General features: G+C 72.3%; 11 protein-coding genes. 5 read left to right on the top strand and 6 right to left on the bottom strand.

What is annotated here, in order from left to right:
• A partial coding sequence (locus CCN56_RS13905; RefSeq protein WP_086826880.1) for an Ig-like domain-containing protein occupies positions 1–1,224 on the top strand: 1,224 nt, incomplete at its 5' end.
• A gap of 58 nt (positions 1,225–1,282) precedes the next feature.
• Here the strand turns inward: CCN56_RS13905 and CCN56_RS13900 are convergent.
• Positions 1,283–2,149 (bottom strand): helix-turn-helix transcriptional regulator, encoded by an 867-nt coding sequence (locus CCN56_RS13900; RefSeq protein ID WP_086826875.1) that lies wholly within the window; start codon positions 2,147–2,149, stop codon positions 1,283–1,285.
• A gap of 128 nt (positions 2,150–2,277) precedes the next feature.
• On the opposite strand from CCN56_RS13900, the gene CCN56_RS13895 reads away from it, so the two are divergent.
• From CCN56_RS13895 to CCN56_RS13885, 3 genes are all read left to right on the top strand, one after another.
• A complete protein-coding gene (locus tag CCN56_RS13895; protein WP_086826873.1) occupies positions 2,278–3,330 on the top strand; it encodes an NAD(P)-dependent alcohol dehydrogenase in 1,053 nt (350 codons plus the stop codon).
• 78 nt (positions 3,331–3,408) lie between these two features.
• Positions 3,409–3,765: a DUF1330 domain-containing protein gene (locus tag CCN56_RS13890; protein WP_086826878.1), complete on the top strand. Its 357-nt coding sequence runs from the start codon at positions 3,409–3,411 to the stop codon at positions 3,763–3,765.
• A 90-nt stretch (positions 3,766–3,855) separates the two neighbouring features.
• Entirely contained in the window at positions 3,856–4,785 is a 930-nt protein-coding gene (locus CCN56_RS13885; protein WP_086826871.1) for a hypothetical protein, read from the top strand.
• A 96-nt stretch (positions 4,786–4,881) separates the two neighbouring features.
• Here CCN56_RS13885 and msrA read toward each other — a convergent pair whose 3' ends face one another.
• From msrA to CCN56_RS13870, 3 genes are all read right to left on the bottom strand, one after another.
• Entirely contained in the window at positions 4,882–5,544 is a 663-nt protein-coding gene (gene msrA, locus CCN56_RS13880; protein WP_086826869.1) for a peptide-methionine (S)-S-oxide reductase MsrA, read from the bottom strand.
• Between the two features lie 166 nt (positions 5,545–5,710).
• A complete protein-coding gene (locus tag CCN56_RS13875; protein ID WP_086826867.1) occupies positions 5,711–7,324 on the bottom strand; it encodes a M48 family metallopeptidase in 1,614 nt (537 codons plus the stop codon).
• Positions 7,325–7,498: 174 nt separating this feature from the next.
• Positions 7,499–8,608, bottom strand: coding sequence for a hypothetical protein (locus CCN56_RS13870; protein WP_086826865.1), 1,110 nt, complete (start codon positions 8,606–8,608; stop codon positions 7,499–7,501).
• Positions 8,609–8,680: 72 nt separating this feature from the next.
• On the opposite strand from CCN56_RS13870, the gene CCN56_RS13865 reads away from it, so the two are divergent.
• Positions 8,681–9,835 (top strand): cystathionine gamma-synthase, encoded by a 1,155-nt coding sequence (locus CCN56_RS13865; protein WP_086826863.1) that lies wholly within the window; start codon positions 8,681–8,683, stop codon positions 9,833–9,835.
• 39 nt (positions 9,836–9,874) lie between these two features.
• Here the strand turns inward: CCN56_RS13865 and CCN56_RS13860 are convergent, their stop codons facing one another.
• Both CCN56_RS13860 and CCN56_RS13855 read right to left on the bottom strand, forming a co-directional pair.
• Positions 9,875–10,126: a hypothetical protein gene (locus tag CCN56_RS13860; RefSeq protein WP_086826862.1), complete on the bottom strand. Its 252-nt coding sequence runs from the start codon at positions 10,124–10,126 to the stop codon at positions 9,875–9,877.
• Positions 10,127–10,169: 43 nt separating this feature from the next.
• Entirely contained in the window at positions 10,170–10,646 is a 477-nt protein-coding gene (locus CCN56_RS13855; protein ID WP_086826860.1) for a sigma factor-like helix-turn-helix DNA-binding protein, read from the bottom strand.
• Positions 10,647–11,052 lie beyond the last annotated feature (406 nt).

Genomic DNA, 11,052 nt, shown 5'->3' with positions numbered 1-11,052 from the left:
GCGGCCGCGGCCGCGGTGCTCAGCGGCGTACTCGTGCTCTCGGCGTGCAACGACGGGGACAAGGACGGCAGCGCCTCCGGCTCCGCGACGCCGCAGTCACAGGCCCAGGTCGACGAGGCGGCCGCGCAGAAGACCTCCAAGGCGCAGATCACCATCGCGCCGAAGAACGGCGCCCAGAACGCCTCCATCAACAACGACGCCAAGGTCACCGTGGCCGAGGGCAAGCTCACCGAGGTCACCATGACCTCCGCCGAGGGTGCCACGGTCAAGGGCGAGATAGCGGCCGACGGGCTCAGCTGGAAGCCGACCGAGCAGCTCAAGCGGGCCACGGTCTACAAGATCGCCGCCACCGCCACGGACGCGGAGGGCCTGGAGGCCCACGAGAACTCCTCGTTCACCACCGTCTCCCAGGCCAACAGCTTCATCGGCAACTTCACGCCCGAGGACGGCTCGACCGTCGGCGTCGGCATGCCGGTCTCGATCAACTTCAACAAGGCGATCAGCAACCAGAAGGCCGTCCAGAGCGGCATCACGGTCACCTCCAGCTCCGGCCAGGAGGTCGTGGGCCACTGGTTCAGCTCGACGCGCCTGGACTTCCGCCCCGACGCGTACTGGACCGAGGGCTCGACCGTCACGCTGAAGCTGAACCTCGACGGCGTCGAGGGCGCGGACGGCGTCTTCGGCGTCCAGCAGAAGACCGTCACCTTCAAGATCGGCCGCAACCAGGTCTCCGTCGTCGACGTCGCCACCAAGACCATGAAGGTCCAGCAGGACGGCAAGACGATCAAGACCATCCCGATCTCCGCCGGCTCCCCGGAGAACACCACCTACAACGGTCAGATGGTGATCTCCGAGAAGTTCAAGGAGACCCGGATGAACGGCGCCACCGTCGGCTTCACCGACGACGACGGCAAGGGCGAGTACGACATCAAGGACGTGCCGCACGCCATGCGCCTGTCCACCTCGGGCACCTTCATCCACGGCAACTACTGGGGCGCGCGGTCGATCTTCGGCAACGTGAACACCAGCCACGGCTGCGTCGGCCTCGCCGACGTCAAGGGCGCCGGCGACCCGAACCAGACGGCCGCCTGGCTCTTCGACCACTCGCTCATCGGCGACGTCGTCATCGTCAAGAACTCCAACGACAAGACGATCAAGCCCGACAACGGCCTCAACGGCTGGAACATGAGCTGGGCGGAGTGGAAGGCCGGCTCGGCGGTCTGACCCACGGATCCACGGACGTACACAAGGGCCCCTCCCGCACCGGGAGGGGGCCCTCACGTCATTTCCGTACGTCCACGGCCTCGTCCACGCCCCACTGGGCGAGCAGCCGCAGCGCGTCCGCGGACGCCGACCCCGGCTCCGCCTGGTACGTGACGAGCACCAGGTCCGGATCGTCGCCGGCCACCTTCAGGGCCTCGTAGGACAACGTCATCTCGCCCACCAGCGGATGCCGCACCCGCTTCTGCCCGTGCCCCTTGTCGGTCACCGTGTGCGCCGCCCACAGCGAGCGGAACTCCTCGCTGCGCACGGACAGCTCGCCGACCAGCGCAAGCAGCTCCTTGTCGTCCGGGTAGCACCCCGCGTACAGCCGCAGCGTGCTGACGACCTCGACCGCCTTGCACTCCCAGTCGACGTAGAGATCACGCGTGTTCGGATCGAGGAAGATCATCCGGGCCATGTTCCGGTCACCCGGCTCCCAGGCCTCGAAATCGCCCATCAGGGCCCGCGCCATCCGGTTCCAGGCCAGGATGTCGCCCCGGCGGCCCAGGACGAAGGCCGGCAACCCGTCCATCGCGTCGAGCAGGTGCTGGATCCCCGGCCGCACCCGCTGCGGCCGCGCGATCGCCGCCCGCTGCCGCTTCTTCACCGTCGGCTTCGCCAGATGCGTCAGATGCGCCCGCTCGGTGTCGCTGAGGCGCAACGCCCGCGCGATGGCGTCGAGCACCTCCATGGACACGTTCCGCCCGTTGCCCTGCTCAAGACGGGTGTAGTACGCCACGGACACCCCGGCCAGCTGCGCCAGCTCCTCGCGCCGCAGCCCCGGCACCCGCCGGTGCCGCCCGAACTCGGGCAGGCCCACGTCCTGCGGCTTCAGCCGGGCCCTGCGGGAGCGCAGGAATTCACCGAGTTCGATACTGAGGTCCATACCGCCCCATTATCGCCGCCGGGCCGCACGGACGGACGTACGTTCCTGACCCTGCCAGTGGTAGGCACACCGGTCGTAGGCAGAGCAGGTGGCTGGGTACGGTCCTCGCCCTCCGGCAGCCTTGACGCATGACCACGAACGTGACCACCGTCCCCGCGTACGCCGCACCCGCCGCCAACGCCCCGCTGGAGCGCACCACCGTGCCGCGCCGGCCCGTCGGCGAGCACGACGTCCTCATCGAGATCAAGTACGCCGGAATCTGCCACTCCGACATCCACCAGGCCACCAACGGCTGGGGCGAGGGCATCTTCCCGATGGTCCCCGGCCACGAGATCGCCGGCATCGTCGCCGAGGTCGGCCCCGGCGTCACCAAGTTCCAGGTCGGCGACCGCGTCGGCGTCGGCTGCTTCGTCGACTCCTGCCGCGAGTGCGAGTACTGCCTGCGCGGCCTGGAGCAGTACTGCGTCACCGGCGGCACCGGCACGTACAACGCCCTCGACAAGAACGGCGAGCCGACCTATGGCGGCTACTCCACCCACATCGTCGTCGACGAGAACTACACCCTGCGCATCCCCGAGGGCATCGGCCTCGACGAGGCCGCCCCGCTGCTCTGCGCCGGCATCACCCTCTACTCGCCCCTCGCCCACTGGCAGGCCGGCCCCGGCAAGAAGGTCGCGATCGTCGGCCTCGGCGGCCTCGGCCACATGGGCGTCAAGATCGCCCACGCGCTCGGCGCCGAGGTGACCGTCCTCAGCCAGTCCCTGAAGAAGCAGGAGGACGCCCTCAAGCTGGGCGCCGACCACTACCACGCCACCAGCGACCCGGAGACCTTCGCCGCCCTCCGAGGCACCTTCGACCTGGTGATCTCCACGGTCTCCGCGCCCCTCGACTTCAACGCCTACCTGAGCCTCGTCAAGACGGACGGCGCCCTGGTGAACGTCGGCGCCCCCGAGGAGCCCGTCTCCGTCGGCCTCTTCTCCCTCATCGGCGGCCGCAAGACCCTCGCCGGCTCGATGATCGGCGGCATCGCCGAGACCCAGGAGATGCTCGACTTCTGCGCCGAGCACGGCCTGGGCGCCGAGATCGAACTGATCAGCGCGGACCGGATCAACGAGGCGTACGAGCGGGTCGTGAAGAGCGACGTCCGCTACCGCTTCGTCATCGACACGGCGACGATCTGACGCCCTCCCGAGTGCGCGGCCGGGGCATGACGTCCGGGGTAATCGACCCGGCACGGCATGCCCCGGCAGGCTGTCCTCATGACCGCATACGCCATCGGAAACCTGCACCCGAAGCCCGTCCTCGACGAGGAGGTCTTCGTCTACATGGAGCGCATCCAGGCCACCCTCGACCCCTTCGGCGGCCGCTTCCTCGTCCACGGCGCCCCCGCCCGCGAGGTCCGCGAGGGCACCTGGCCCGGCGCCCTCGTGATCATCGGCTTCCCGACGTACGAGGACGCCCGCGGCTGGTACGACTCCGAGGCCTACCGGGCCCTGATCCCCCTCCGCACCCGGCACATGGCCGGCGACGTCCTCCTGATCGAAGGGGTCCCGGAGGGGTACGAGGCGGCGGCGACCGCCGCCCGGCTCCGCGCGGCCGTCACACGCGATGAGTGAGCCCGGCCGACTCCGCCCCGCCTTGTCAGTGGCCGTCACTAGGCTGCGGGACGCAGGCTGATCGAACCCGGAAGGGCGGGGGACGGGTGCATGCTGGCTACAGTCACAGCGGCCACGATTCCGGTTGTCGCGGGCGCCGTGATCGCGGCGTGGGCGGCGCTGAAGGCCCGCAGGAAGACAGAAGGGTCGATCAGACTGATCGACGTCTCCGTCACTGACGCCGAGCGTGTCCTCGCCGAGCCGGGGAGCGATGCCCAGTTGCTCGGCGACATCGTTCAGGACCGGCCGGTACTCGATGTCGCCGTACGCAACGACGGCGAGAGCAAGGCGCTCGTACGACGCGTGCACTTGGAAGTGGACGGCCTGCTCTATGTCCCTGCCGTGGACCCGCCAGGCGTGTTCCGTCTACCAGGGCTGGACATCACCGAGCGCCTGCCCGTGCGCGAGAGAAGGCTGGGGCCCAGCGCCTCCTACGCCGTCACGTTCCCCTTGAGGGAGGGCCGTTTCGCTCACGTGGTCAACCATGAGGTCGCACCCGGGGACGTGGAAAGGTTCTTGGTGCCCCTCGTGGCCCAAGAGGCGCGGAGAGGGCAGGACTTCTACGAGGTGCGCCTGTTCCTGGACAGCGGTAAGGGCAGGAAGAACCGGCGACGGGCCGCTTCCCGCCCCATCAGGGTGGTTGCTCATGGCGAACCCTCCTGGGAGCGCCCCGAGGAGATCAGGGAGCGCTTGAACCACATCGCCGACCGTGTCCGTGAAGAGGCACAGGCAGGCGGTGAGGACGTGGGAGTCCTGTTCAATTCCGCCCTGCACCCCGTACGGACGGGAATGGAGGACTACATCGCCTTCTACGAGAGCAAACTCTCGATCCTGCGCGCCGCGTTGGGCGAGTGCCTGAAGCATGCGGCGGACGAGACACGGATACGCGGCTGGATCACCGAACTGGAGCAAGCCTCCGCCGGCATCGAGGGGCTCCACCGGCATGCCGTCAGTCTCCGGGACTCCGGCCGGCACCCCTGACGTGAACGTCGGGGCCCCGACCCCACCGGCGTTCGATGGGTTCGGGGCCCGACGAATGGAGGCCGCCCTGCCTTCGGCATGTCGGCAGGATCAGCCCTACTCGGCCTTCGCGACCCCGATCGGGCAGGAGACGCCCGTGCCGCCGATGCCGCAGTAGCCCGCGGGGTTCTTGTCCAGGTACTGCTGGTGGTAGGCCTCCGCCGGGTAGAAGGGGCGGGTCTCGTCGGCCGGGAGGACGTGGGTGGTGATCTCGCCGTAGCCCGAGCCCGTCAGGACCCGCTGGTAGGCCTCGCGGGAGGCTTCCGCCTGTTCCGCCTGGGCGGGGGAGTGGGTGTAGATCGCCGAGCGGTACTGGGTGCCCACGTCGTTGCCCTGGCGGAAGCCCTGGGTCGGGTCGTGGGACTCCCAGAAGAGCTTCAGGAGCGACTCGTACGAGACCTTCGACGGGTCGAAGACGACGCGGACGACCTCGGTGTGCCCGGTCAGGCCGGAGCAGACCTCCTCGTACGCCGGGTTCGGCGTGTAGCCGCCCTGGTAGCCGACGAGGGTCGTCCAGACGCCCTCGGTCTGCCAGAACTTGCGCTCGGCTCCCCAGAAGCAGCCCAGCGCGAAGTCGGCGACCTCCAGGCCCTCCGGGTAGGGGCCGAGGAGGGGGTTGCCGAGGACGGTGTGGCGCTCGGGCACGGAGAACTCCGGCTCGGGGCGGCCGCGCAGGGCCTGCTCGGGAGCGGGGAGGACGGGGGTGCGGGACAGGAACATGCTGCATCTCTCCTCGACGGTCGGCAGCAGTGACAACAGTCCGGGGCCGGGAGGGATTCCCGGCCCCGCCGCCCCTCGGCGTCAGGCTCCCCGCGCGTCGCGCACCTGCTCGGCCGCCGCCAGGTCCGCGAGGGCGGCCTCGGTGGCCGCCACGACCTCGGGGCGGTCAGAGGGGCAGCGGGGCCTGCTGCGACAGCAGCGCGCGCAGCGGGGCCGTGTCCGGCAGGTCCGCCGTCGCCGCGTCCAGGGCGGCCGGCAGCGCGTCCGCCGTGCCGTCGGGCAGCGTCAGGGTGGCGGGGCCGGTCCAGGACAGCTCCCAGCGGGCCCGGCCCGAGCGCAGCAGCTCGTCCGTCAGCATCGCCGACAGGCCCTGCCGCAGCGCGGGCCGGGCGAACTCGCGTGCCGCGCGGCCGGTCGCCGCCGCGGCCTCCTCGGACTTCGGGAGCCGGTCGGCGATCTCCCAGGCCGAGCCCGCGTCGATCGCGTCGAGCAGGGCGGGGAGCGGCGCCGCCCACGGCGCCCCGGTGACCGCGTGGGCCGCCGTGCGCAGTTCCTCCGTGCCCTGGGCGACCCGGGCGCTCATCGACTCGTGGACGAGCTCGGGCCAGTCCAGGCGGCGCATCATCTGGGCCTCCGGAGCGAGCGTCGCGTCCTCGATCGCGGCCAGCGCGTCCTCGGGCGAGGTGAGCAGGTCGAGCGCGGGGCCGGAGTCCTCCGCCGCGCGGCCGTCGTCGGGGAGCGCCTCGACGCGGGCGACCCGTTCGGCGGCCGGCGGGTGCGAGTCGTAGGGGGAGGCGGGCTCGTCGGGGATCTCCTCGCGCATCCCGGCCAGCTCGTCGGCGCGGGCCGCGAGCAGGTGCCGTACGCCGCCGAACACCTCGCCGCGCGCCGGGAGGAGCCCGAACTCGGTGCCGAGCGTGGCGTACGAGGACAGGTAGAAGTCGTTCGCCGCGTCGATCGCGGGAATGTCGCGCAGGGCCCGCGCGGTGGCGTCGCGGCCCGCGATCCGGGCCGCGGCGAGGTCGGCGGCGAGTTCCTGGCGGCGGGCGCCGGACAGGGTGGAGCGCAGGTAGAGCCGGCCGTACGCGGTGTAGATCTTCGCCATGGTGCGGTAGGTGACGCCGGCGCCGGTGGTGTCGATCTCCTTGGCCTTCCGGCCGCGTGCGACCCGCTTCTCGGACTTGCGCTCCTGGCGGGCCCGCTCCTTCTCGACCTTCGCGTCGGCCTTGGCCCGGAACAGTTCGACGATGCGGCCGACCTGTACGCGTCCGCGTGCGCTGAGCGCGGCGAGGCGGGTGTCGGAGTTGACGTAGTGGCCCAGTTCGTGGGCGAGGACGGCGCGCAGCCCGGCCTCGTCGAGGCCGGCCATCAGGGGCAGGCCCAGGTACAGCCTGCGGACGCCGCCGAGGAGGCCGAGGAGGCGGGAGTCCTCGGTGACGGCGGCGTTGACGTCGGCGGTCAGCCGGATCTCGTCCGGGGCGCGGGTGCCGACCTCGCGGGCCAGTTCGCGCACGGTCCGCCACAGTCGCGGCTCGTCGGCCTCGGTGACGAGGACGCCGCCGGGCTCCTCGTCGCGCGGGGTGCGCAGCATGAGCATGCCCCGGAAGACGGGGATCGCGAGGAGTACGGAGACGATGAGGATCTTGATCCGGATCGCGGCCGGGGCCCACAGCACGGCGGCCCAGTCGGCGGCGCCGAGCAGGGCGAGCAGGCCGAGGCAGAGCGCGTAGAAACCGGACAGCAGTACGAGCGCGCGCACGGCACGCAGGGTCGCGCCCATCGGGCAGAGTCCCCCCACGGGAATGGTCGACGAGATGTCGAAGACAACTGTTCGAAGCGTGTGGGGGGAGTGCGGAGTATCGCCTGCGCGCGAGTACGGCGTCCACTCGATTCCGGTTGCGGCGCCCTGATCTGTCAGGTCGCCGCACCGGGGAGGGGCCGCCCGCGTCCGACCTCAGCGCGGCAGCGTCGCCGGGCTCCCGCCGTTCGCCTCGTACCCCGCGACCGCCAGGTTCCGGAAGACCGTGAACTCCGCCGCCGGGTCGCCGCTCAGCGTCCACGGGACCGCGCCCACGTGCCCGTCGACCCGCACCAGCTGGTGCATGGCCTCCGTCCAGCGCTGCGAGCGCACCAGGAACCAGACGAGCAGATGGCGGACGTGCGCCAGCATCGGGTCGTCGGGGCGGGCCGAGTGGACCGCGTACAGCGCACCGTCCACCGCCTTGGACACCACCGCCGTACGCCAGAAGTCCTGCACGAGCACCACGTCCGGCACGTGCTCGAACACCGCGAACAGCGGCAGCGCGGCCAGCAGCGAACCCCGCGGGGCGCGCGCCGCGGCCGTCGTCGCGAAGTGGTCGGCCTCCTCGCGCGAACCGTGCCACTTCTCGCACCAGTAGTGCAGCGCCGCCAGATGCGCCCCCATGTGCTCCGGCGCGCGGTCGATCACCTTCGCCCACACCTGGTCGAACTGCTCGTGCCCGTACCCGAGTCCGCGCGCCACCGCGAGCCGCGTGATGTACGGGACCGGGTCGGCCGGGGCGAGCAGCGCCGCCTCCTCGGTGACCTTCAGGGCCTCCTCCAGGATGATCCGGAAGTCGTCCGTCCCGGCCGTCGAGGAGCGCCACGCCTGCTGCACCAGGAACTCGGCGTGCACGGCCGCGCCGCCCGCGTCCTGAGGCTCCTCCGCCCGCCAGGCCCGCAGCCACGCCCCGCCGACACCGGGCCGCTCCTGGAGTTCGAGGGAGGCCGCGCCCGCGAAGGCCTGGACGCGCTGCCAGCGCACCTCGCCCTCCGTGCCGGTGGAGCCGAGCAGCCGCGAGGCGGGGCGCCAGTCCTGGGTGGCCTGCACGACGTCGAGGACGTGGAGGAGTTCGTCGTCGGCGCCCGGCAGCCGCACGTCCTGCTCCTCCTGCAGCACGAAGCCGTACGCCTCCGGGTCCGCCGCGTCCGGTGCCCCCGGCGCGACCTGCCGGATCCCTCCGCCGCCCCGGCGGCGCAGCACATAGGGACCGAGGACGCCGAACAGCAGGCCGAGCGCGATCAGGAACCAGAGAATGTCCATGTGTCCATTGTCCAGGACACCCGGTGAGACGAACGAGGCGACGGGGTGCGCGCGGCACTACGCTCCTGACCCATGAGCGACCAGCACTCCCACCAGAGTTTCGAGACCCGCGCGATCCACGCGGGCAACACCGCCGACCCGCTGACCGGCGCGGTCGTCCCGCCCATCTACCAGGTGTCCACCTACAAGCAGGACGGCGTGGGCGGGCTGCGCGGCGGTTACGAGTACAGCCGCAGCGCCAACCCCACCCGTACCGCCCTGGAGGAGAACCTCGCGGCCCTGGAGGGCGGCCGCCGCGGCCTCGCCTTCGCGTCGGGCCTCGCCGCCGAGGACTGCCTGCTGCGCACGCTCCTCGTGCCCGGCGACCACGTGGTCATCCCGAACGACGCCTACGGCGGCACCTTCCGGCTCTTCGCCAAGGTCGTGCAGCGCTGGGGCGTCGACTTCTCCGTCGCGAACACCTCGGACATCGAGTCGGTGCGCGCCGCGGTCAACGACCGTACGAAGCTGATCTGGGTCGAGACCCCCTCGAACCCGCTCCTCGGCATCACCGACATCGAGGCCGTCGCCGGCGTCGCCCGCCAGGCCGGCGTGAAGCTCGTCGTCGACAACACCTTCGCCTCGCCCTACCTCCAGCAGCCGCTGGCGCTCGGCGCGGACGTCGTCGTGCACTCCCTCACCAAGTACATGGGCGGCCACTCCGACGTCGTCGGCGGCGCGCTCGTCACCGCCGACGAGGCGCTCGGCGAGGAACTCGCCTACCACCAGAACGCGATGGGCGCGGTCGCCGGCCCCTTCGACTCGTGGATCGTGCTGCGCGGCATCAAGACCCTCGCCGTGCGCATGGACCGGCACAGCGAGAACGCCGAGAAGATCGCCGAGATGCTCACCCAGCACCCGAAGGTCACCCAGGTCCTCTACCCGGGCCTCCCGGAGCACCCGGGGCACGAGATCGCGGCCAAGCAGATGCGTTCCTTCGGCGGCATGATCTCCTTCCGCGTGCAGGGCGGCGAGGAGGCGGCCGTCGAGGTCTGCAACCGCGCGCAGCTCTTCACCCTCGGTGAGTCGCTGGGCGGCGTCGAGTCCCTCATCGAGCACCCGGGCCGGATGACCCACGCGTCCGTCGCGGGCTCCGCCCTGGAGGTCCCGGCCGACCTGGTCCGCATCTCGGTGGGCATCGAGAACGTCGAGGACCTGCTCGCCGACCTGCGCCAGGCGCTGGGCTAGCAGTACCCGCCCGTGATGACGGCCGGGCCCCGGCCGTCATCACAGCCCGTCGAGCGGCGGGGTCGTCTCCGCCGGCGGGACCTCCCACGGGTGCGTCATCGACGCCCACACCACGAAGGCGAGCACGGCGAGGGCGCCCAGGGCCCACAGCACGCGTCGCACCCGCCGGGCGTGATGGCGCAGCCGGGCCCCGCGCTCGGCGGCCCGCAGCGCGAGGTCGCGCGGGACCGGCGGGTGCGGGGTGTCGAGCAGCCGCCGCACCGCCGTCTCCTTGTCCTCGTACCGGCTCACGCGGCGGCCTCCGGCCGGCTCCGTACGGCGGCCGTGCGCCGGCTCACGCGGCGGCCCCCGTGGCGCCGCCCCGGGCGGCGGCCCTGAGCGTGGCCACCGAGCGGGCGCACACCGCGCGGACGCGGGCCTCCGACAGGCCGAGCAGCGCCGCGACCTGCTCCTCCGCGACCCCCTCGTACAGCCGCAGGACGACGACGAGCCGTTCCTGCGGGGAGAGCACGGCGAGCACCCCGCCCCCCTGGCCGCCGTGGTGCCGCCAGGCGGCGCGCGCGAAGCGGGCGGCGAGGTCGCGGCGCGCGAGGTCGTACGGGTCCTCGTCGCGCAGCCGGTCCCACACCGCGTACGTGTGTGCGAGCGCGGCGGTCAGCAGGGCCTGGGCGTACGGGTTGCGGGCGCGGGTCTCGGCGGTGAGCAGCGTCGCGGCGTGCAGCAGCCGGCCCGCCGCCCCGGCCACGAACGCCTCGAACTCCCGGTTGCGGCGGGCGTGTTCGGCACTCCGCCCACGCCGCTGCTCTCGCACCTCCTCATCTGAGGACAGCGCGGGTGCCGGGTCAAGAGGTCTGCGCGGACTTGGTCCCGGTCAGGCGGGGCGCCACGTCAGGCGGCGGCCCCGGGCGCGCGGGGCGGGCAACCTCAGGCGGTGGCCCCGGTCGCGCGGGGCGCCACGTCAGGCGGCGGCCCCGGGCGCGCGGGGCGGGCAACCTCAGGCGGTGGCCCCGGGCGCGCGGGGCGGGCAACCTCAGGCTGTGGCCCCGGGCGCGCGGGGCGCCACGTCAGGCGGCGGCCCCGGGCGCGCGGGGCGGGCAACCTCAGGCGGTGGCCCCGGTCGCGCGGGGCGGCCGTGTCAGGTGGTGGTCCCGGGCGCGCGGGGCGCCACGTCAGGCGGTGGTCCCGGGCTCCGTCCCGGTCGGCGCGTGGCCCGCGTG

The organism is Streptomyces sp. NRRL B-24572 (genome assembly GCF_002156145.1).
In the GTDB taxonomy this organism is placed as follows: Bacteria; Actinomycetota; Actinomycetes; order Streptomycetales; family Streptomycetaceae; genus Streptomyces; species Streptomyces vietnamensis.
The sequence above is the reverse complement of the archived record's forward strand: the minus strand, read 5'-3'. Positions and strand labels throughout refer to the sequence as shown.